The sequence below is a fragment of the Corynebacterium sp. KPL1986 genome (assembly GCF_000477975.1).
In the GTDB taxonomy this organism is placed as follows: domain Bacteria; phylum Actinomycetota; class Actinomycetes; order Mycobacteriales; family Mycobacteriaceae; genus Corynebacterium; species Corynebacterium accolens.
The window spans coordinates 2,385,544-2,406,353 of the sequence record NZ_KI515719.1; the positions used below are offsets into that span (position 1 = coordinate 2,385,544).

At 60.8% G+C, this 20,810-nt stretch carries 18 protein-coding genes; 14 read left to right on the top strand and 4 right to left on the bottom strand.

The genetic code is table 11. From position 1 onward, the window contains the following. The first annotated feature begins 2 nt into the window (after window positions 1–2). The 6 genes from HMPREF1287_RS11055 (at window position 3) to HMPREF1287_RS11080 (ending at window position 5,316) form a co-directional block, all read left to right on the top strand. Window positions 3–482, top strand: a complete 480-nt coding sequence (locus HMPREF1287_RS11055; RefSeq protein ID WP_023016825.1) for a DinB family protein — start codon at window positions 3–5, stop codon at window positions 480–482. Between the two features lie 11 nt (window positions 483–493). After that, window positions 494–1,525: a tryptophan--tRNA ligase gene (trpS, locus tag HMPREF1287_RS11060; RefSeq protein WP_023016826.1), complete on the top strand. Its 1,032-nt coding sequence runs from the start codon at window positions 494–496 to the stop codon at window positions 1,523–1,525. Between the two features lie 95 nt (window positions 1,526–1,620). After that, on the top strand, window positions 1,621–2,700 hold the full coding sequence (locus HMPREF1287_RS11065) for a YhjD/YihY/BrkB family envelope integrity protein (RefSeq protein ID WP_023016827.1): 1,080 nt from the start codon (window positions 1,621–1,623) through the stop codon (window positions 2,698–2,700). A 55-nt stretch (window positions 2,701–2,755) separates the two neighbouring features. Beyond that, window positions 2,756–3,649, top strand: coding sequence for an RDD family protein (locus HMPREF1287_RS11070; protein ID WP_023016828.1), 894 nt, complete (start codon window positions 2,756–2,758; stop codon window positions 3,647–3,649). Between the two features lie 37 nt (window positions 3,650–3,686). Continuing rightward, window positions 3,687–4,607, top strand: coding sequence for a hypothetical protein (locus HMPREF1287_RS11075; protein ID WP_023016829.1), 921 nt, complete (start codon window positions 3,687–3,689; stop codon window positions 4,605–4,607). Window positions 4,608–4,638: 31 nt separating this feature from the next. Next, the gene (locus HMPREF1287_RS11080) at window positions 4,639–5,316 is read left to right on the top strand and encodes a type 1 glutamine amidotransferase domain-containing protein (RefSeq protein ID WP_023016830.1); all 678 of its coding nucleotides are present in this window, start codon (window positions 4,639–4,641) and stop codon (window positions 5,314–5,316) included. Between the two features lie 142 nt (window positions 5,317–5,458). Here HMPREF1287_RS11080 and HMPREF1287_RS11085 read toward each other — a convergent pair whose 3' ends face one another. Genes HMPREF1287_RS11085 through HMPREF1287_RS11095 form a run of 3 tightly spaced genes read right to left on the bottom strand, consistent with a single transcriptional unit; the run spans window position 5,459 to window position 7,939 of the window. Then, window positions 5,459–6,697, bottom strand: coding sequence for a hypothetical protein (locus tag HMPREF1287_RS11085; RefSeq protein ID WP_023016831.1), 1,239 nt, complete (start codon window positions 6,695–6,697; stop codon window positions 5,459–5,461). A gap of 54 nt (window positions 6,698–6,751) precedes the next feature. Beyond that, window positions 6,752–7,660 carry a C40 family peptidase gene (locus HMPREF1287_RS11090; protein ID WP_023016832.1) on the bottom strand — a complete coding sequence of 303 codons (909 nt, stop codon included), beginning with the start codon at window positions 7,658–7,660 and terminating at the stop codon, window positions 6,752–6,754. Continuing rightward, the gene (locus tag HMPREF1287_RS11095; protein ID WP_005277346.1) at window positions 7,661–7,939 is read right to left on the bottom strand and encodes a hypothetical protein; all 279 of its coding nucleotides are present in this window, start codon (window positions 7,937–7,939) and stop codon (window positions 7,661–7,663) included. Between the two features lie 57 nt (window positions 7,940–7,996). Here HMPREF1287_RS11095 and upp point away from each other — a divergent pair, with 57 nt between their 5' ends. The 4 genes from upp to HMPREF1287_RS11115 all read left to right on the top strand — a co-directional run bounded on the left by upp (window position 7,997) and on the right by HMPREF1287_RS11115 (window position 11,817). Next, window positions 7,997–8,632 carry a uracil phosphoribosyltransferase gene (gene upp / locus HMPREF1287_RS11100; protein ID WP_034653796.1) on the top strand — a complete coding sequence of 212 codons (636 nt, stop codon included), beginning with the start codon at window positions 7,997–7,999 and terminating at the stop codon, window positions 8,630–8,632. 55 nt (window positions 8,633–8,687) lie between these two features. Further along, window positions 8,688–9,050: a helix-turn-helix domain-containing protein gene (locus tag HMPREF1287_RS11105; RefSeq protein ID WP_051137926.1), complete on the top strand. Its 363-nt coding sequence runs from the start codon at window positions 8,688–8,690 to the stop codon at window positions 9,048–9,050. A gap of 78 nt (window positions 9,051–9,128) precedes the next feature. After that, on the top strand, window positions 9,129–10,319 hold the full coding sequence (locus HMPREF1287_RS11110; RefSeq protein WP_023016834.1) for a M20 family metallopeptidase: 1,191 nt from the start codon (window positions 9,129–9,131) through the stop codon (window positions 10,317–10,319). A 70-nt stretch (window positions 10,320–10,389) separates the two neighbouring features. Further along, complete coding sequence (locus HMPREF1287_RS11115; RefSeq protein WP_005281545.1) at window positions 10,390–11,817, top strand: NAD(P)H-quinone dehydrogenase; 1,428 nt, start codon at window positions 10,390–10,392, stop codon at window positions 11,815–11,817. 9 nt (window positions 11,818–11,826) lie between these two features. On the opposite strand, the gene HMPREF1287_RS11120 is transcribed toward HMPREF1287_RS11115, so the two are convergent. Next, a complete protein-coding gene (locus tag HMPREF1287_RS11120; protein ID WP_023016835.1) occupies window positions 11,827–13,140 on the bottom strand; it encodes a short-chain fatty acyl-CoA regulator family protein in 1,314 nt (437 codons plus the stop codon). A 165-nt stretch (window positions 13,141–13,305) separates the two neighbouring features. On the opposite strand from HMPREF1287_RS11120, the gene prpD reads away from it, so the two are divergent. The 4 genes from prpD (at window position 13,306) to HMPREF1287_RS11140 (ending at window position 20,762) form a co-directional block, all read left to right on the top strand. Next, on the top strand, window positions 13,306–14,817 hold the full coding sequence (prpD, locus tag HMPREF1287_RS11125; RefSeq protein ID WP_005277360.1) for a 2-methylcitrate dehydratase PrpD: 1,512 nt from the start codon (window positions 13,306–13,308) through the stop codon (window positions 14,815–14,817). Next, window positions 14,817–15,749, top strand: coding sequence for a methylisocitrate lyase (gene prpB / locus HMPREF1287_RS11130; protein ID WP_023016836.1), 933 nt, complete (start codon window positions 14,817–14,819; stop codon window positions 15,747–15,749). Before prpD ends, prpB begins: the two co-directional genes overlap by 1 nt. Window positions 15,750–15,762: 13 nt before the next feature. After that, complete coding sequence (locus HMPREF1287_RS11135) at window positions 15,763–16,923, top strand: bifunctional 2-methylcitrate synthase/citrate synthase (protein ID WP_023016837.1); 1,161 nt, start codon at window positions 15,763–15,765, stop codon at window positions 16,921–16,923. A 407-nt stretch (window positions 16,924–17,330) separates the two neighbouring features. Next, window positions 17,331–20,762 (top strand): pyruvate carboxylase, encoded by a 3,432-nt coding sequence (locus tag HMPREF1287_RS11140; protein ID WP_034653467.1) that lies wholly within the window; start codon window positions 17,331–17,333, stop codon window positions 20,760–20,762. Window positions 20,763–20,810: the final 48 nt, after the last annotated feature.

Here is a 20,810-nt window from a genome sequence, read left to right on the forward strand (position 1 = left end):
CGATGAAGGCTATCGATCTGCTTACGGACATGGCGCAACGCCCGCTCGATGCGCTCGCCGCATTGCCGGAGCTGAGCAACGAGACCGCCAATGCGCACTTTGGTGATCATCCGAATTCGATCACGTGGCTGCTGTGGCACACCGGCCGCATGGCAGACCTGCAGCTAGCGCAACTGACTGGGGAAGAAGAGCTGTGGCAGCGCTACGACCTCGACCTGCCGGATGCCATGGGCTATGGCCAATCGGCGGAGGAAGCGCGTGCGGTGACCACGCAGGACATCGGCAAGCTCCGCAGCTATACCCAGGAAGCATTGGAGCAGGTCAAGGCGTATGTGACCTCGCTGGAGGATGACAACCTCGATGACGTGATCGACACCTCGTGGACGCCGCACGTTACCCGCGGCGTCCGGCTGGTCTCGATTTTTGATGATGCCGCGCAACATCTTGGGGCGGCCAATCAACAAGCAAAAATGACGGAGTAACATTACCTGACATGACTGATTCCACTGCATCTAATTCTGCGTCCCGCGTACTTTCCGGCATTCAGCCCACCGCTGATTCCTATCACTTGGGAAATTACTTGGGAGCGCTGAAGCAGTGGATCGACCTGCAGGAAGGCTACGATGCCTTTTACTTCATCCCGGATCTGCACGCGATTACCGTGGAGCAGAATCCGGAGGAGCTGCGCAACCGCACCATGGCGGGGGCTGCACAGCTCATCGCGCTGGGCATCGACCCGGAAAAATCCACCCTCTTCGTCCAGTCCCACGTGCCCGCCCATGCGGAGCTGACCTGGGTATTCCAGTGCCTGACCGGCTTCGGTGAAGCCTCCCGCATGACGCAGTTCAAGGATAAATCCGCCAAGCGCGGCGCCGATCGCACCTCGGTGGGTCTTTTTACCTACCCCATCCTGATGGCGGCCGATATCCTGCTGTACTCGCCGGATTACGTGCCGGTGGGCGAGGACCAGCGCCAGCACCTGGAGCTCACCCGCAATCTGGCCGAGCGCTTTAATAATAAGTACGGCGAGACCTTCCACGTGCCGGAGCCGTTCATTCCAGAGGGCGCGGCGAAGATCTATGACCTGCAGGATCCGACGTCCAAGATGTCTAAGTCCGGCCCCAACCCCAAGGGCCTGGTCAACCTGCTCGACGCCCCGAAGACCTCTGCCAAGCGCATTAAGTCCGCCGTCACCGATGACCTGGGCTCGGTTGCCTTCGACCGGGAAAACCAGCCGGGCGTATCGAACCTGATGGTCATCCAGTCCGCGCTGACCGGCGAGTCCATCGACTCCTTGGTCGAAAAGTACGCCGGCCAGGGCTACGGGCACCTGAAGGTGGATACCGCGGAGGCGCTCGAGGCCTTTACCACCCCGCTCAAGCAGCGCTACGACGAGCTCATGGCGGATCGCGGCGAGCTGGAGCGCATCTTGGAGCGCGGTGCCCAGACCGCACAGGAAGTAGCGCAGCCGCTTGTCGATGCCGTCTATGAAAAAGTCGGCTTCCTTCCTCGCCCGCGCAGGTAGTAGGTACCCCTTAACCCACCCCACCGAGGGACAAGTGGGTGTTTGCCAGCTACGCTATACGAGGATAAACGCTGTGCGAACAAGAAGGGAAGCACGTGTCCACCACCACGCAATCCTCCTCTAAAAAGACGGACCACTACGGCATCGAGCGCGCGAACGCCGATGATCCGGGGGCGATAGATAAGGTCCGGCGTAAATCGCCCATGGTTGACCACCTCATGCGCATGCAAGAGCGCTATGCCGCAGAGGGCGGAAACCAATTTTCCGCTGGCATTACCTATTACTCGGTCCTGTCCATTTTCCCGTTGGCGATGCTGCTGGTGGCCACCATCGCCGCTGTCCTTGCTAACCGCGAGGACCTGCTCAATGACTTGCAGTCCTATATCACGGACTCCATTGACGGGAACCTCAGCGAGTCGGTCAATGAGATCTTGGATAAGGCCATTGACCAGCGCGGTGCCATGTTCGGTATCGGTGGTTTGACCACCCTGTGGTCCGGACTGGGCTGGATGAACCATCTGCGCATCGGCATTTCTGCCATGTGGGGCATCGATGCCAACGACGGTGGCTCCTTCCTGAAGAAGAAGTTCTCGGATCTTCTGGGCCTTATCGGCCTGATCGTCGCCTTCGTCGTGGCCTTCAGCGTGACCGCGGCTGGTTCCTCTGGGCTTACGCAGAAGGTATTTGACCTCTTAGGCATCGATTCCTTCCCTGGCATGGGCTACGTGTTCTTCTTTAGTGGCCTGCTGCTGGGTCTTATCGCCAACTTCATCGTCATGTGGTGGCTGATTATGATCCTGCCGCGCACGAAGGTGCCTAAGAAATCCGGCTTTACCGGCGCCGCCATTGGTGCGGTGGCATTCGAGGCCATTAAGCAGCTGTCCACGGTGATTATGTCCTCTGCCACCGGCAGCCCGGCCGGTGCGGTCTTTGGCCCTGTCATCGTCCTGATGATTGTCATGTACCTGGTGTGGCGCGTGGTGCTGTATATCTCCGCATGGACCGCGACGACCGCAGAATCCCTGAAGTACGCGCACCCGCCGGTTCCAGAACCCGCCGTTATCCGCGTGCGCAATGAGGTGCGCGAGGGTGCACCGGCAGGCGCGGTCTTCGGCGTGGGCGCTGCTCTGGGCGCTGCGGCCGTGGGTGTGGCGAAGCTTTTCCGCCGGAAATAATTATCCTCCCTACGGGTGAGGACCGCCGCGCGCCTTACCTTTAAGATAGGACACTATGAACGCCGATGATATTGCCCCAGACCTCTACGAAAAGTGGGACCTCGACCGCAATGGTGGCGAGGATGAGCTTTCCGTTTTATTGGAAGCAAAAGACATTAAGCTCGGGCAGCAGGGATATAACCAGGATGAGCCGCGGCGCGTCCAGCTGCGCATAGCGGCCAGCATCCTGGGTTCGGCGAAGAAGCGGGCCGAATACGATGAAGCATTGCGCACCGGCCTTCGCCCGACGTGGGGCGAACTCGGCACGCTGAGCTCGGTGGGGCAGTGGTCGCCGGCGCCGCGCCCGCAACCGAGCTTCCACGATCAACCGCAGGGCCCGGCGCAGGCACCCGGTTTTGCCCAACCCAGCCCGTATAGCTCCCCGTACGCGCGCGATCCATTCGCCCAGCATGCTTCGCCGCAGCAGCAGATGGTGCCATCGCCCGCTGCCGCGCCGGCGCCAGTCCAGCACCAAGCGCAGAAACGGCCGTCCCAAGAAACGCGCATCGGCATGGGCATCTTGGACTTTTTCTTGGCCGGCGGCATCAGCGGCGCGGTTGGCGCGGGCGTCGACGAGCTCGCGGATGTAGAAGCCCTGTCCTTTGTCGTTTTCTGCATTGTCATGGTGGTCTACGTTCTGGGCAGCGAAGTTTGGTTGGGCGCTAGCCCGGCAAAGATTCTTGCCGGCTACACCGTGCGGGACGTGGATACGAAGGAAAAGCTCAGCCTTAGCCAGTCCGCCAAGCGCCAGTGGTGGCGCCTAATTAACGTGATTCCTGGTATCGGTCAATTGGTGGGTATGTTGGGTGCGGTGGTGCACGCGACCACCATCAACGAGGAAAACAACCTGCGCGGCTCCCACGATGATCTCGCAAACGCTGAGGTGGTCAAGAGGAAGCCGCGCAAGTAGATCGCTGATATGGCGCATCCCAGGGCTGGTGCCTACGATGGTGCGCATGCATGATGCACCTTTAATTAGCCCCGAGAACAAGGATTCCGCCGAGAGCGTGGTGGAACAACTGCCCAAGGTATCCCTCTGGGAACCGGTCCGTTCGCAGGCCAGCACCGCGGAGGAACTGAACGCGGATATTCGCGAGCAGTGCGCCCAGCTTGCCGATGACCACGTGGTCTACGCCGAATTGCAGCTCAACCCCGCGGCTTATTCTTTTGATACGTCCGCAATCGTGCGGGAGGTGGCCGCGGAAGGCTTCGGCGATCTTGAGATTCAGTTTGTCCTTGAGACAGCAGAGCCGACGGCTAACGCCGAGGACACTGCGGGCGTTGCGGGCTACACCCTGCCGGAAGGTAGCGCTGCCGCCGCTGCGGAGTTCCGCGCGAAGTACCTGCCTACGCAGATCGCGGTGGGCGAGGATTTCGCCGATACCGAAAGCGCGGCGCAGGCCGGAGTCAACCGTTTGCTGCGACCGGTGAATATGATCGATGATTTCACCGCCGATGTCGATGGAATCCGCCCGGGCAAGGCCTCCGGATGGATCCGCGACCGACACATTCCGCTGGTATTTTCGCCCGTGGACGATGTTGAGGAACTCACGGATCACCCGCTGCCGCTGTTACAGCAGCTTGGTTTTACCTGCTCGGTCTCCTCCGGCGATTCCACGCTGAGCAGGCAATTTCTCGCCTTGAGCGAGACCTTTGGGTACGGCTTGGAGGAGTTTTTCGATCTCACCGTGAAGGCGATTGAAAATATTTTCGACACCGAAGAGACAAGGCAGCGTATCCTTGAGACCGTTGTCCTTCCGGCCTACGAGGACCTCTCCGATCCGGAACTTGCCGGCCCCGATGCTGAGGAGTCGCTCCAAGATTCCGGGTTCTCAATGAACCTGAATGACAACGCTTCCGAAGGGTAATAGAGAGTTAATCTACATAAAGGAGGAAGAGATGCCTTCCGCACTATTCGTTGTTACCGCCGCTGATAAGTGGACGCTTGCAGATGGCAGCGCCCGTCCTACCGGTTACTGGGCCGAGGAGCTCATCGCTCCGCACCGCGTGTTTAAGAACGCTGGTTGGGATATCGACTTTGCTACGCCGAACGCAAAGGCACCAGTAGTAGACGAGTACAGCCTCGAGGTATTGTCTGAGGGCGACCGCGCCGAGCAGGAGAACTACCTCGCAGAAATCGGCCCGGACCTGGAAGAACCACTGAACCTGGCCGATGTTAAGGAAGCCGACTACGACCTCGTCTTTTACCCCGGCGGCCACGGCCCAATGGAGGACTTGGCTTATGACCAAGACTCCGCCAAGCTGCTGCAGGAGCGCATCGAGTCCGGCCGCGCGCTATCCCTGGTCTGTCACGCACCGGCTGCATTGCTCGCGCTGGACAATGACAACTGGCCGCTTAAGGGCTACACCATGACCGGCTTTACCAACGCCGAAGAGGGCGAGGAGACCATCGCCGCCGCCAAGTGGGTTGTTGAGACCCGCCTGCGCGAGCTCGGCGCTGATTTCAAGCAGACCGACCCGATGCAGCCTTATGTTGAGGTTGACCGCAACCTCTACACCGGCCAGAACCCGGCATCCTCTGAGCCTTTGGCACAGCGCATCCTGCGCGACTTCTAAAACCGTGGGCCACGCTGGGAAGCGGCGCCAACAGGAGCCGCCGTTCCTAGCCGCCTCGTCGGGGCTCTTGGCCACAAAAGAAGCCAGCCACCCAGATCGGGGAGTGGCTGGCTTTCTTCTGTTTTAAAGAGACCTGGTGATTCTAGAAGCGGGAGAAACGCTTAATCAGCATGTTCTCGAGGCCCTTCCAGGACTCGGCGTGTTCGTTATACGGCTTCGACGGGACGTAGCCGGCGTGCTCGGTGGAACCGAGCATGTAGCCCAGGTAGTCCTGCAGGCGCGGATTGGCCAGCATATAGGAGTTGATGGAATCGTCCCCGGCCCAGTCCGCGGCATCGGCGCAGACCTCGTAGCAGCGGGCCAGCTGGTCGGAGTCTACCGCTTCTGGACCCTTTTCAATATCGCGCACGAGGCCGTTAAAGGAATATTGGTTATCCGGGTGGACTTGGACCTCCAATTCGCCGGCGTTGGCGGCGGTGACGACGTCCTCCCAGGTAGATACGCGCGCCAAGTCGTGGTCATCATTATCGATGAGCCATCGCACCAGCGTCTTGGAGGAATCGAAGGTAAAGATTTCGCCCCACTTGCCCAAGAAGATGGGCTTGCCGTCCAGGTAGGTGCGCAGCGTGTAGACGGACTTGGACTGCGCGGTGATCTTAATCGGGTCGATTCCGGCGGCGGCCCAGGGGGACTCGTCATAAGGGTCGGCGGCTTCCGCTGCGGCCTTGCGCTTTTCTTCGGCTTCCTTGGCGGCAGCGTCGGCGGCACTCGCGGCCTCGGAGATGCGGGTTTCGGCATCGGAGATAGCGGCGGCGTCGAATTCATCGCTCGGGACCACGCGGACGTGCTTATCCAGATCCGCGATGACCTTCTTCCAATTGGTCAAGATGACCCGCCCGACGCCGGTCCACTCATTCAGGCCCTGCTCGCCGGAGTAGTGATCGGCGCCGCGGGAGACGTTGCGAAGGATGGAGTGGGTGGCGAAGAAGATGGTGGTTTGTTCGGCAGCGGCGACATCGGCAAGCGCGGATGCCACCTCGAGGTCGCGCGCCACGGTGGAGACATTGGCGTGGCTGGGGCGGCCGGCGAGGGCTTCCGGCATGCCGATGAGATCGTATTCATCGCGCTTGGCCGGGGTGACGCGGTGCGCCGGGCGGGCGGAAAATTGCTCCCACTGCGGGTGATCCAGCAGGTCATGCTTGGCATCGGACTCTAGGTAGCACAGCAGCTCAGCGGGGGAGTCAAAGACCAAAACGGAGTCATCGTCGCCCAAAAAGGCTTGCCACTCGGAGCCATTTTCGCGCCACTTGGGCGCCCAGAGGGTATAAAAATCGCCCTCAGTCAAGGAGAGCTTAATAGGCACAATCGCACGGGTACTCATGAGCTTTTAGTCTACCCAACGCCCCAGCTGCCGCGCGGAATTGCCGGGGCCTTGTCAGGCAGTCGGCCGCCAAAAACCCTTAAATTGCATGCCCATATTATTCGTGCGCAGCGGGTTGGTCTGCACAGGGTCGCCGGCCTCCACAATCTCGCCATTGCCGGAATACATCGCCACATGGCCATCCCAGACCACCAGATCGCCGGGCTGGAGTTGATCGGCGCTGACCTGCTTGCCGATGGCCTGCTGGTCCGCCGTGCGTGGTATATCCACCCCCGCTTGGGAATAGGCCCACTGGGTAAGCCCTGAGCAGTCAAAGCCACCGTTGCCGGTTCCGCCCCAGGTATAGGGCTGGCCCACCTGGCTCTTGGCCGCGGCCACGGCCGCGCGGCCTGCCTCTGAGCCAGCTTCTGCGCCCGCTGATGCGTGCGGCGCGGGTGCAGCACCGAGCTCCGCCGGAGGAGCCACCGCGGTATGCGTCGCCGCGGCGGCCGTGGCCTGCTGGGGCTGGCCAACGGCTGATTCCACCGGCCGCTGGGAGATGGGCAACAGGGCCGCGGCGGTGGTGGTGAGCTCGTCTTTCAGGCGGTTGACCCGGGCCATCGCCAAGCCAATGTGCTCGTCTATCACGGTGCGAAGCGAGGCAAGGGCCGCGGCGCGGGAGGCGGGATCGAGGGAGATTAATCCCATCGCGATGGGCGCAGCGGCCTGGATGAGCCGCGTGCCGATGCCAAAGATATCGCCGGCAGCCGCCGTAACGAGGCCGCGGGCCTGGTTAAGTACTGCGGAGATGGTCTCGTTATCGCCGGTGAGGAGATCCGCGGCGGCGATAAGCTGCGAGGCATCACCGTGCGCGATATCCGCCAGCGGCTGGGCGGCGGAGAGATCTGGGACGCGGGGAAGTTGGACATCGGGAAGCGGCGAAGGCTGCAGCGCGGCGATATTTTTAATGGCGGTAGCAAGCACTTAGATCGCCGCCCCGAGTAAGTCGCGCAGCGCCGCATCGGAGTCTTCCGCCTCGCGCGACATCTGGAAGGAAGACTGCGCGATGTGCCCCATATCGTGGCGCAGCATGGTCATCCGCGCCCCAATATTGTCTAAGGCGGCATGGACCGCTTCATTGAACCCGGTAAAGGCCGAATCTTCGGGCAATGCCGGGTGGGGTGGATTGTCTCCCTGCGCGTTTGCATGCAGGTCACGGGCTAAATGGCGGGCGTGGGCGGTATCTATCTGAAATGGTCTCATGCCCTATTGGACTGGCCAATGGCCCAAGTGGTTCCCAAAAAGTTTAAAGTAGTGGGCATGGATATCCACGTCGTAGACCACCCGCTTGCCGCTTCCCGCCTGACCCTGATGCGCGATGCGCGCAGTGATAACTCTGCTTTTCGCGCCGCGCTCAAGGACCTGGGAACCATGCTCGTGTATGAAGCCTCCCGCGATTTGGCGGTAGAAAACTTCGCTTGCGAAACCCCGGTTGCCACAGCACAAGGCACCCGCCTGCAGGATCCGCCCATCATCGTGCCCATCATTCGTGCAGGCCTAGGCATGGTGGATCCCGCCTTGTCGATGATTCCGGATGCCCAGGTCGGCTTCATCGGCATGGCGCGCGATGAAGAAACCCACGAGCCCGTGCCGTATTTGGAGGCGCTGCCGCAAGACCTGACCGGGCGCACCGTCTTCGTCGTTGACCCCATGCTGGCCACCGGCGGATCCCTGCTGCATGCCCTGCGCCTCTTGGCCGCCCGCGGCGCTACCGATATCACCGCCATCTGCATGGTCTCGGCCCAAAATGGCGTGGATGCGCTGGAGAAATCGGGCCTTCCCGTCCGCCTCGTCACCGCCGCCATTGACCCTGAACTCAATGCGGATGCCTATATCGTGCCGGGGCTTGGCGATGCCGGCGATCGCCTCTACGGCCCGCGCAATATCGATCTTTAAGCTAGTATTTCTCCCTGAAAGCCCGAAGGCGGCTTTCAAAAAGGGGGAAAAGATCGTGAGTTTTATTCAACTGATGTGGTCGAGCTACGGCTACGGATTTTCGCAACAACTGCGCCGCGTGCGCGAGCGGCGCGGAGTATCACAGCAAGTGCTCGCGGATATTTCGGGGGTATCGCGCAGCCAGATTTCCAACTTGGAACGCAATGAAAATGGCCTACACACCATGGCAGACCCGCAATTATCCACGGTGTACAAGCTGGCGCTGGCTTTAGAAATCCCGCCGGCGGTCCTCTTGCCGGCCGGCGGGGACGTGGTGGAGGGCCACTTGGCAGACTCCGCCGTGCTCGGGGTAGAAGATGTGGCGCCCTTTCCGCAGGACTACATCAACCAGCGGCGCTTTAGTGATACGCGGGGCTAACCACCCTGACTTACTGAACCGCATGGTCTAGTTGTAGACTGCCTCCAAGAGATAGTCCAGCAACAGGGAGGCGTGCGCGTGATCTCGGAGTTTATTAACGAGTGGTTCGATGCTCACCGTGCGGAGGTCATTGCGTGGCGGCGCCATATCCACCGCAATCCGGAAACGGCGAACCAAGAGGTGGAAACCACCAATTACATCGCGAATATCCTTGCGGATTACGGGCTTGAGCCGCAGCGCTTCCCGCACACCGGCCTCATGGTGGATATCGGCCCGGATACAGAGCTTGGCCGCTTGGCCTTCCGCGCCGATATCGATGCCCTGCCCATTACCGAGGTAACTGGGCTGGAGTTTACCTCTGAGAAGCCGGGGACCATGCACGCGTGCGGCCACGATGTGCACACCACCGTGGCGCTCGGCCTGGCTTGCGCGCTGGCGGATTTTCAGCGGGTTAATGAGCTGGAGCTGGGCATTCGCATCATCTTCCAGCCGGCGGAGGAAGTGTGGGTCGGCGGGGCCACCGACGTTATTTCTTGGGGCGCGTTAGAAGGCGTGCATTCCATCTTCGCCATCCACGCCGAGCCGAAGCTGCGCGTGGGGCGCATTGGCATCCGTGCCGGGGCTATTACCTCGGCAACGGACGTGGTGGAGCTCAAGATCAAGGGCCCGGGCGGGCATACCTCGCGCCCACACCTATCCGCGGATGTGGTCTATGCGCTGGGCAAGGTTATTACGGAGCTGCCGGCGCTGCTGTCTCGCCGCGTTGATCCGCGCACCGGCACGGTTTTGGTCTTTGGCCAGGTCAATTCCGGCTATGCCCCTAACGCAATCCCGGAAACCGGCATGCTGACCGGCACGATGCGCACCGCGGATATCACCATCTGGCGCCAGATGCAGGAACTCTTCGCGGAGCTGGTGGATCAGATCCTTGCGCCGGTGGGGGTAGAACACGAATTGTCCTATAACCGCGGCGTGCCGCCGGTGCTTAACGATGACGTCGCTACCGCCATGCTTGCTTCTGCCGCACAGTCCATCGACCCGCAAGCCGTGGTCCAGGCCCCGCAGTCTTCCGGCGGCGAGGACTTTTCCTGGTATTTGGAAAAGGTGCCCGGTTCCATGGCGCGCCTTGGTTGCTGGTCCGGGGAGGGGGAGCAGCACGATCTGCACATGGGTGACCTCATCGTGGATGAGCGGGCAATTGGTGTGGGCATTAAGCTTTTCGGGGCCGTGGTCGAGCAATTTATGGGGGAGAATGCGCAGGCGGACTAACGCGCTGGGGTTACCTACGGGTTAGACTCGTAGGCGACTTTAAAAGTGGAGCCTATAAAGGAGCAATTGCGTGTTGAACCAGACCAAGCGAATTGTCATCATCGGCGGTGGCCCGGCGGGCTACGAGGCAGCGCTGGCTGGCGCCAAGTACGGCGCGGAAATCACCATCATCGAAGACCAAGGCATGGGCGGCAATAGCGTGGTCTTGGACTGTGTTCCCTCCAAGTCCTTCATCGCCGGCGCCAATATTAAAACGGACTTGCGCCGCGCGGATGACATGGAGCTGAACGAGGGCATCGGCAAGGCGCAGCTTTCCATCAGTGCGCTGAACCAGCGCGTGCAGGACTTGGCGGCTAAGCAATCCGGTGATATCCGCAATACCATGGATTCCCTGGGCGCCCGCGTTATCGATGGCCGCGCGCACTTCCCGGAGGATCAGCAGGCCGATGCCTTTGGTGGGCACAAGGTCACCGCGGTCTTCAATGAGGATGGACACGAGGAGACGCTGGATGCGGACCTCGTCTTGGTGGCTACCGGCGCCACCCCACGCATTTTGCCCGGCGCCCAGCCGGATGGCGAGCGCATCCTGACCTGGCAGCAGGTATATAACCTTACCGAGCTGCCGGAGCACCTCATTGTGGTGGGTTCCGGTGTCACCGGTGCCGAGTTTGTCTCCGCCTTCGCTGAGCTGGGCGTCAAAGTTACGATGGTGGCCTCGCGCGATCGCATCTTGCCGCATGATGATGCCGATGCCGCCGACGTCCTCGAAACCGTGCTGAGCGAGCGCGGCGTGGAGCTGGAAAAGAACTGCCGCGTGGAAACCGTTAACCGCACCGAGGACGGTAACGTGCTGGTCACCACGCAGGACGGGCGCGAGATTCACGGCTCGCACGTCATCATGTCCATTGGTTCTGTCCCGAATACCAAGGATCTGAAGCTGGAAAACGTGGGCGTGGAAACCGCGAAGTCTGGTCACATCCAGGTAGACCGCGTCTCGCGCACCAATATTGCCGGCATTTACGCAGCCGGTGACTGCTCCGATCTTTTCCCGCTTGCCTCCGTGGCCGCGATGCAGGGCCGTGTGGCGATGTACCACGCGCTTGGTGAAGGCGTCTCGCCGCTGCGCCTGAAGACCGTGGCTAACGCGGTCTTTACCCGCCCGGAGATCGCCGCGGTCGGCTTTACCCAGGCTGAGATCGAGGCCGGTGAGGTCGCCGCCCGCGCCATTACCATGCCGCTGAATACCAACCCGCGTGCGAAGATGCGCTCGCTGCAGCACGGTTTTGTCAAGCTATTCTGCCGCGCAACGTCCGGCCGCGTGATCGGTGGCGTCATCGTCGCGCCGACCGCCTCCGAGCTCATCCTGCCCATCGCTATGGCAGTGACCAACCAGCTCACGGTGAACCAGCTGGCCGATTCCTTTGCGGTCTACCCATCGCTATCTGGCACCATCACCGAGGCCGCCCGCCGCTTGGTGGCCCATGATGACCTGGAGTAAACCTCGTTCCTAGAACGTGGAGTAAGCATGCTCCGCAGTGCGGTTAAGCTCGATTTTGATCGGCCTATCTGCCTCCGGCAGGGCGCGCTGTGGACAGAATTCGCGGGGGCAGGCCGTACAGCCTGGGCCAATCGGGGTGGCGGCGGAACTGTCCAGGTTCAGGGCATCGGCATAGACGATGCGATCGGCCTGAGTGATATCGCAGCCTAGGCCCACCGCGAATTCCTTGCGCGGGGTGCCCCACGACTTGGCGGTTCCCTGCACGAAACGCCCGATCCACAGGTAGGCGTGGCCATCCGGCATGGCGGCGACCTGCCGGGTAATGCGGTTCGGGGTTTCAAAGGCGCGGTGGACTACCCACAGGGGGCAGGATCCACCAGAGCGCGCGAAGTGAAAGGCGGTAGAGGACTGCCGCTTGGAAATATTGCCCGCACGGTCAGTGCGGATGAAGGAAAACGGCACGCCCTTAAGCCCTGGGCGCTGGAGCGTGGCAAGGCGCTGCGCGGTTGTTTCAAACCCGGTTCCAAAGTAGTTGCATAGCAAGTCGATATCGTAGCGGGTATCTTCTGCCATCGTGAGAAAGCGCTGGTAGGGCATGGTGACAGCCGCCGCGAAATACTGCGCAAGGCCTAGGGTTGCTAAGTCTTGGGATTCGCCTTCGGGCAGTTCAGATACGAGGTTGTCACAGATATCGCCGTAGGCAAGTAAGCAGTATTGCAGGGCCATTTCAAAGACCAATTGCGCCTCAGATAGCCCATCGCGCAGCGAGAGTTCGCGCGTATCTGGGTCGAAGCTGCGCCGAGGTCCAGGCCGGGAAAAGCGCACCGTAACCCCCAGATCCTCATGCATGCGGGAGGCGAGCCGGCCGCGGCGCAGGACGCGATCGCCCAATTGTCCGGCGAGTTCTTCTGCGAGCACGTCGAGCTCGTGGATGTAATTATGCGCGTCATAAAAGAAGTCCCGCACCACTTCAAAGGGGGAGGGGTCCGCGGCGGGCGCGCGGGAAGCAACATCAACAAACCGCGGCATCAACTCGGGAAAGCGAGAGGCGAGATCCGAGAGCGTTTCTTCAGAGGCATCGGGGAAGATGTGGCGGAGCTCGGTAATCGTATGGATATCGCGGTCTTCGGCGAAGTAGCTGGGATCCACGGTAAAGCGCTGGGCTAGCTGCATTAACACGGTGACGGTCAGCGGGCGCTGGTCGTTTTCTAGCTGGTTGAGGTAGCTCGTGGATAACCCCAACTTCTTCGCCATCGCCACCTGGGTGAGCCCGCGCTGCTTGCGCAAAGCGTGAATCCGTGCCCCCGCGTAGTGCTTGGTCATGCGTCCCCGTCCTTCCTTAAAGGCCCCTGCGCTGTGAAAATCACAAGTTTTGCAAATTTCACAAAAGAAGTCCGCTAATTTTCACAAACATTACCTATAGCGTGTACCACATGCAAGCATATACTGTGATGTGCAACGCATTCTTGATGAAGGAGGACGCAACCAGTGAAAAACCATGAGGTACGCACTCATAAATCCGCCGAGGACTTCCCCTACGAGGAGCACTTGGCGTACAAGGTGGCCGAGGTGGCTGCGGACCCCGTAGAGGTCCCGGAAGAAACCACCGAGATGATCATCAACCGCATCATCGATAACGCCGCCGTAGCTATGGCCTCCGTTGCCCGTGGCCCCGTCACATCCGCGCGAGTTATGGCAGAAGCCCACCCCGTGGACAAGGGTGGTTCCACCATCTTTGGCATCGATGGCACCTATTCCGCGGAGTGGGCCGCACTGGCCAATGGCACCGCGGTCCGCGAGTTGGACTACCACGATACCTTCCTTGCCGCCGAGTATTCCCACCCCGGCGACAATATTCCACCGCTTCTTGCCGCAGCGCAGCACAAGGGTCTGAGCGGCCGCGACCTTATCCGCGGCATTGCGACCGGCTATGAAATCCAGGTCAACCTGGTCAAAGGCATGTGCCTGCACGAGCACAAGATCGACCACGTGGCGCACTTGGGGCCATCGGTAGCCGCAGGGCTTGGCACCATGTTGGGCCTGGATAGGGACACGATTTACCAGGCCGTCGGCCAGGCGCTGCACACCACCACGGCAACCCGCCAGTCCCGCAAGGGCCTGATTTCTTCGTGGAAGGCCTACGCGCCGGCCTTCGCGGGCAAGATGGCCATCGAGGCCGTCGACCGCACCATGCGCGGCGAGGGTGCCCCGGCACCGATCTGGGAGGGCGAGGACGGGTTCATCGCCTGGATGCTGCATTCACCAGAGCGCACCTACACCGTGCCCCTGCCAGAAAACGGTGAGGCCAAGACCGCCATCCTGGATACCTACACCAAGGAACACTCCGCGGAATACCAGGCGCAGGCGCCCATCGATATGGCCTTCGCGCTGAAAAAGACGCTGGAGGACAAGGGCCTGAAGACGGCGGATATCGAGTCCATCGTGCTGCACACCTCCCATCACACCCATTACGTCATCGGCACCGGCGCGAACGATCCGCAGAAGATGGATCCTTCTGCCTCCCGCGAAACCCTGGACCACTCCGTGATGTACATCTTCGCGGTCGCGCTAGAAGATGGCGTCTGGGACCACGAAACTTCCTATTCCCCTGAGCGCTCCAACCGCCCGGAGACCATCGAGCTGTGGCAGAAGATCTCCACCGTCGAGGATCCCGAGTGGACGCGCCGCTATCACTCCAACGACCTTGAGGAAAAAGCCTTCGGCGGCAAGGCCGTTATCACCTTCAAGGACGGCACCGTCATCGAAGACGAGCGCGCCGTAGCTGACGCCCACCCGCTGGGCGCCCGCCCCTTCGCCCGCGAGCAGTACATTGCCAAGTTCAAAAAGCTTGCCGATGGCGTCGTCGACGAGGCCGAGCAAGAGCGCTTCCTCACCGCCGTGCAAGACCTAGAAAACCTCACCGATCTAACCGAACTCAACGTGCGGGTCAGCGATGAGCACCTTGCCACCGCGCCCGAGAAACCGGAGGGAATCTTCTAATGGCTGGACTATTTGGTTCTACAATCAGCAACGCAGAAAAGCGCGCGAATTTCCGCAAATCCATCGAATCCGGATCGATCACCACGCTGCCGGGCGCGTTTAACCCGCTGACCGCCCGCCTTATCCAGGACATCGGCGGCTTCGACGGCGTCTACGTATCCGGCGCGGTGCTGGCCAATGATTTGGGCCTGCCCGATATCGGCCTGACCACCTTGACCGAGGTAGCCCAGCGCGCCGGGCAGATTGCGCGCGCTACGGACTTGCCCGTGCTTGTCGATGCCGATACCGGCTTCGGCGAACCTATGTCCGCCGCCCGCACCGTCGCCGCCCTCGAAGATGCCGGGCTGGCCGGCTGCCACCTGGAGGATCAGGTCAACCCGAAGCGCTGCGGGCACCTCGACGGCAAGGAAGTGGTGGACAAGGAAGTCATGGTCCGCCGCATCAGCGCGGCCGTCAACGAGCGCCGCGATCCTAATTTCATCATCTGCGCGCGTACCGATGCCGCCGGTGTCAATGGCATCGATGACGCCATCGACCGCGCTAAGGCCTATGCCGAAGCCGGCGCGGACCTCATCTTCACCGAGGCGCTGTATTCCCCCGCAGACTTTGAAAAGTTCCGCGCCGCCGTAGATATGCCGCTTTTGGCGAATATGACGGAGTTTGGCAAAACCGAGCTGCAATCAGCACAGACCCTCGATGGTCTGGGATACAACGCCGTGATCTGGCCGGTTTCCAGCTTCCGCGTGGCCATGGGCGCTACCGAAGAATTCCTGCGCGACTTGCAAGATACCGGCATCCAGACCGAGTGGTTAGAGCGCATGCAGCACCGCTCCCGCCTGTACGAACTGGTCCGCTACCAGGAATACAACGAGTTTGACCAGTCCGTATTCACCTATTCCAAAGACAGCTACCAACCCACTTTTGAAAGCTAAGGAGCCAGTGACCATGTCCGATAAGAAAAACGAAACCCCAGAAATCCGCAAGGGCCTTTACGGTGTCGTTGTCGATGAAACCGCCATTTCCAAGGTCGTTCCAGAGACCAACTCTTTGACCTACCGCGGCTACCCGGTCCAAGAACTGGCCCGCTACTGCTCCTTCGAAGAGGTCGCTTACCTCTTGTGGAATGGCAAGCTGCCGGGGCAAGAATCCCTCATCCGCTTCTCCGCGCGTGAGAAGGCATTGCGTCACCTGGACCGCCACCTCATTGACTTGATCATGTCCATGCCGCAAAGCTGCCATCCCATGGATGTACTCCGCACAGCCATTTCCTTCATCGGTGCCCAGGACGCGGAGGAATACACCAAGGACTCCGAGCACGTGCGCCGTACCGCGCTCGAACTCATGGCGAAGATCCCCACCATCATCGCGCTCGATATCCGTCGCCGCCGCGGTGAGGGCTACATCGAGCCGTCCCGCAAGAAGGGCTTTGCCGAAAACTTCCTGTGGATGGTTTTCGGCGATGAAGAAGGCTCCCCAGCGGTCAACCGCGCCGATATCGAGGCCTTTGATAAGTCCCTCATCCTTTATGCCGAGCACTCCTTCAATGCCTCCACCTTCTCGGCACGCGTGGTTACCTCCACGATGTCTGATACCTACTCCGCCATCGTCGCCGCCATCGGCGCTCTCAAGGGACCTTTGCACGGTGGTGCCAACGAGGCAGTTATGAAGAACTTCCTCGAGGTGGACGATCCTGCCAAGGTAGAGGAGTGGACCAAGAACAAGCTGGCCAATAAGGACCTGGTCATGGGCTTTGGGCACCGCGTGTACAAGAACGGCGACTCCCGCGTTCCCACCATGGAAGCCGCATTCAAGGAGCTGGCCGAGCAGCACGACCAGACCAAGTGGATCGAGATGTACGACATCATGGCCAAGACCATGGAAGAAAACACCTCGATCAAGATCAAGCCGAACTTGGACTTCCCGGCCGGCCCTGCCTACCACATCCTCGGGTTCGACATTCAGTTCTTTACCCCGATCTTCGTCATGGCCCGCATCACCGGCTGGACCGCGCACATCGTGGAACAAAACGAGAACAACTCGCTGATTCGCCCGCTGTCCGCCTACGTCGGTGAAGACCAGCGCTCCGTTCCACCGAAGTCCTTCTAAGCGCTCGGTTACCCGCGCGTTTGCGTCCCTCGGCTGGCGGACCGTATATGCTCCCCGTGCTTGGCGTGGGGAGCATTTGTGTGTCTTCCGTGCGATAACGGAGCAATCCGCGCTCAAGGATGCTGCAGTTTCGCCTCAGGTATTGCATAGGAGGATGCGCATGGAGCGGCTCAGCCTGCGAAAAATTTGCCGCCTGGAAATTTGCAGAATTTGCAGAATTGTTAGGACTGTTATTACTGGTTGGCTGGCAGAAATTACACATGCGGGGTTTAAGTTGCAGGTGAGTGTAGAAAATCCTGTTGTAGAAAAGGGATGATAAAAACTATTGTTATCTCTAAACTGAGAGACGGATCACCCCAGTGGGGATGTTGCAACGCAGCGTCTTCCAAGTTGAAAGGAACACCCAAGTGGCCAATTCCGCCCTTCCATCGTTCGACAAGATTTTGGTAGCCAACCGCGGTGAAATCGCCGTGCGTGCTTTCCGCGCTGCCTTTGAAACGGGGGCGAAGACCGTCGCCGTCTATCCTCGTGAAGATCGCAACTCCTTCCACCGCGCCTTTGCGGATGAAGCAGTGCGCATTGGTAACGAGGGACAGCCCGTCAAGGCGTACCTCGATATCGAGGAAATCATCCGCGCTGCCAAGAAGTCTGAAGCGGACGCGATCTATCCGGGTTACGGTTTCTTGTCAGAGCGCGCCGATTTGGCCCGTGCCTGCGAGGACAATGGCATTAAATTCATTGGCCCCACCCCAGGCACGCTGGATCTCACCGGTGATAAATCCGCTGCGGTTAACGCCGCGAAGGAAGCAGGGCTGCCGACGCTGCAGGACTCGGAGCCGACCACGGACATCGATAAGCTAGTGGCAGACGCTAGTGACTTCAGCTTCCCGGTCTTTGTTAAGGCCGTCTCTGGCGGTGGCGGCCGCGGTATGCGCTACGTGGAATCGGAATCTGAGCTGCGCGAACGGGCGGCAGAAGCCTCGCGCGAGGCCGAGGCGGCCTTTGGCGATGGCAGCGTGTACCTCGAGACCGCGGTAATTAATCCGCAGCACATTGAGGTGCAGGTGCTCGCGGATTCCCAGGGCAATGTCATCCACCTCTTTGAGCGCGATTGCTCCGTGCAGCGCCGCCACCAGAAGGTCGTAGAAATCGCTCCCGCGCCGTCGCTGGATCCGGAACTGCGCGAACGCATCTGCCAGGATGCCGTGAACTTCTGCGAGCACATCAACTATGAGGGCGCCGGCACGGTGGAATTCCTTGTGGACGAGCGCGGCAACCACGTCTTCATTGAGATGAACCCCCGCGTGCAGGTGGAGCACACCGTGACTGAGGAGGTTACCGGTGTGGACATCGTCAAGGCGCAGATGAATATCGCCGCCGGCGCTTCCTTGGAAGACATCAACCTGTCGCAAGAAAATATCACCATTACCGGCTCTGCCCTGCAGTGCCGCATTACTACCGAAGATCCGAATAACGGCTTCCGCCCAGATACGGGTACGTTGACAGCGTACCGCTCGCCGGGCGGCGCTGGCGTGCGCTTGGATGGTGCGACCTCCGTGGGTGCTGAAGTCTCGCCCAACTTCGACTCCCTCTTGGTGAAGATGACCTGCCGCGGCACCACCTTCGAGCAGGCTGTTCACCGAGCCCGCCGCGCGTTAAACGAGTTCCACGTATCCGGCGTGGCCACCAATATCGGCTTCCTGCGCGCATTGCTCAATGAGTCTGACTTCGTCAATACCCGCGTCGATACCGGATTCATCACCGAACACCCAGATCTGCTCAAGGCCCCACCGGCGGTGGATGAGTCCGGCCGTATCCTGGAATACATCGCGGATGTCACCGTGAATAAGCCCAATGGTGACCGCCCCACCGCGCTGCGCCCATTTGATAAGCTGCCGAAGTTTAATGCGGAAGAGCCGCTCCCGCGCGGTTCCCGCGATGACCTCTTGGAGCTCGGGCCGCAGAAGTACGCGGAACAGATTCGCGCCAAGGATTCCTTGATGGTTACGGATACGACGTTCCGCGATGCCCACCAGTCCTTGCTTGCTACCCGCGTGCGCAGCACGGCCTTGGTCTCTGCGGCAGAAGCCGTGGCGCGCCTGACCCCAGGCCTCTTCTCCGTGGAGGCGTGGGGCGGTGCGACTTATGACGTCGCCATGCGCTTCCTCCACGAGGATCCCTGGGTGCGTCTGGACCTGCTGCGCGAGGCCATGCCGAACCAGAACATCCAGATGCTTCTGCGCGGGCGCAATACCGTGGGCTATACCCCGTACCCAGATTCGGTCTGCCGCTCTTTCGTGCAGGAAGCGGCCAAGTCCGGCGTGGATGTCTTCCGCATTTTCGATGCGCTCAATGATGTCTCCCAGATGCGCCCCGCCATCGATGCCGTGCTCGAGACCAATACCACCGTGGCCGAGGTTGCCATGGCGTATTCCGGTGACCTTTCTTCGCCGAAGGAAGACCTCTACACCTTGGATTACTACTTGAAGCTCGCCGAGCAGATCGTAGAATCCGGCGCGCACATCCTGGCCGTCAAGGACATGGCCGGCCTCCTGCGCCCAGAGGCCGCAGCGACCCTAGTGACCGCGTTGCGCAAGGAATTCGACCTGCCGGTTCACGTTCACACGCACGATACCGCCGGTGGCCAGATTGCTACCTATTTCGCGGCGGCGCGGGCTGGCGCCGATATCGTCGACGGTGCCTCGGCACCGCTGGCTGGCACCACGTCGCAGCCATCGCTTTCCGCGCTCATCGCCGCCTTCTCCAACTCCAAGCGCGATACCGGAATCGACCTGCAAGCGGTCTCGGACTTGGAGCCGTACTGGGAAGCCGTGCGCCAGCTCTATGCTCCGTTTGAAAACGGCATTCCTGGCCCGACCGGCCGCGTGTACAAGCACGAGATTCCGGGTGGTCAGCTGTCGAACCTGCGCGCGCAGGCCGTCGCATTGGGCCTGGCGGATCGCTTCGAGGTCATCGAGGATAACTATGCCGCCGTCAACGAGATGCTGGGCCGGCCTACCAAGGTCACCCCATCTTCCAAGGTGGTGGGTGACTTGGCACTCCACCTCGTGGGCACTGGCGTTGCTCCGGAAGACTTCGCGGCCAACCCTACGAAGTACGATATCCCGGATTCCGTGGACCAATTCCTCCGCGGCCAGCTAGGCACCCCTCCGGGTGGCTGGCCTGAGCTGCGCGATAAGGTCCTTGATGGCCGAACCGAAACCGGTGCGCAGATTAACGATGTCCCGGCTGAGGAACAGCCGCACTTGGACTCGGATGACTCGGATGAGCGTCGCGCCAGCCTGAACCGCTTGCTCTTTCCTAAGCAGTTTGAGGAATTCAATGAGTTCCGCCGCAAGTTTGGCAATACCGAGGCGCTGACGGATACGACCTTCTTCTACGGTCTGACCGAAGGCGAAGAAAAGGTGGTGCATTTCTTCCCAGAAAACTCCACCGATCGCTCCAACCTTAAGCAGATCGTGGTCCGCCTCGACGCGGTGGGTGAGCCAGATGAGAAGGGCATGCGCAATGTTGTGCTCAACGTCAACGGCCAAATCCGCCCGATGAAGGTGCGCGATGAAAACGCCGAGTCCACCGTGGCCACGGTGGAAAAGGCGGACCCGTCCAATGACGGCCATGTAGCGGCCCCGTTCGCCGGCGTGGTGAACCCCACGGCAGAGGCAGGCGACGAGGTCAAGGCCGGCGACCAAATCGCGGTCATCGAGGCCATGAAGATGGAAGCTTCCATTTCCGCCACCAAGGATGGCGTGGTGGACCGCGTGGCCATTGGCCAGGCCACCAAGGTGGAAGGCGGCGATCTCATCGCCGTGATCAAATAGCGCGCTAACTAGCGCAGGCACGTAAATCCCCTCCCTGCTTGGATGAAT

What these genes read in the sequence shown, in the direction of transcription:
- HMPREF1287_RS11055 (WP_023016825.1), top strand. Translation starts at nt 3, where the DNA reads ATGAAGGCTATCGATCTGCTTACGGACATGGCGCAACGCCCGCTCGAT.
- trpS (WP_023016826.1), top strand. Translation starts at nt 494, where the DNA reads ATGACTGATTCCACTGCATCTAATTCTGCGTCCCGCGTACTTTCCGGC.
- HMPREF1287_RS11070 (WP_023016828.1), top strand. Translation starts at nt 2,756, where the DNA reads ATGAACGCCGATGATATTGCCCCAGACCTCTACGAAAAGTGGGACCTC.
- HMPREF1287_RS11075 (WP_023016829.1), top strand. Translation starts at nt 3,687, where the DNA reads ATGGTGCGCATGCATGATGCACCTTTAATTAGCCCCGAGAACAAGGAT.
- HMPREF1287_RS11080 (WP_023016830.1), top strand. Translation starts at nt 4,639, where the DNA reads ATGCCTTCCGCACTATTCGTTGTTACCGCCGCTGATAAGTGGACGCTT.
- HMPREF1287_RS11085 (WP_023016831.1), bottom strand. Translation starts at nt 6,697, where the DNA reads ATGAGTACCCGTGCGATTGTGCCTATTAAGCTCTCCTTGACTGAGGGC.
- HMPREF1287_RS11095 (WP_005277346.1), bottom strand. Translation starts at nt 7,939, where the DNA reads ATGAGACCATTTCAGATAGATACCGCCCACGCCCGCCATTTAGCCCGT.
- upp (WP_034653796.1), top strand. Translation starts at nt 7,997, where the DNA reads ATGGATATCCACGTCGTAGACCACCCGCTTGCCGCTTCCCGCCTGACC.
- HMPREF1287_RS11120 (WP_023016835.1), bottom strand. Translation starts at nt 13,140, where the DNA reads ATGACCAAGCACTACGCGGGGGCACGGATTCACGCTTTGCGCAAGCAG.
- prpB (WP_023016836.1), top strand. Translation starts at nt 14,817, where the DNA reads ATGGCTGGACTATTTGGTTCTACAATCAGCAACGCAGAAAAGCGCGCG.
- HMPREF1287_RS11135 (WP_023016837.1), top strand. Translation starts at nt 15,763, where the DNA reads ATGTCCGATAAGAAAAACGAAACCCCAGAAATCCGCAAGGGCCTTTAC.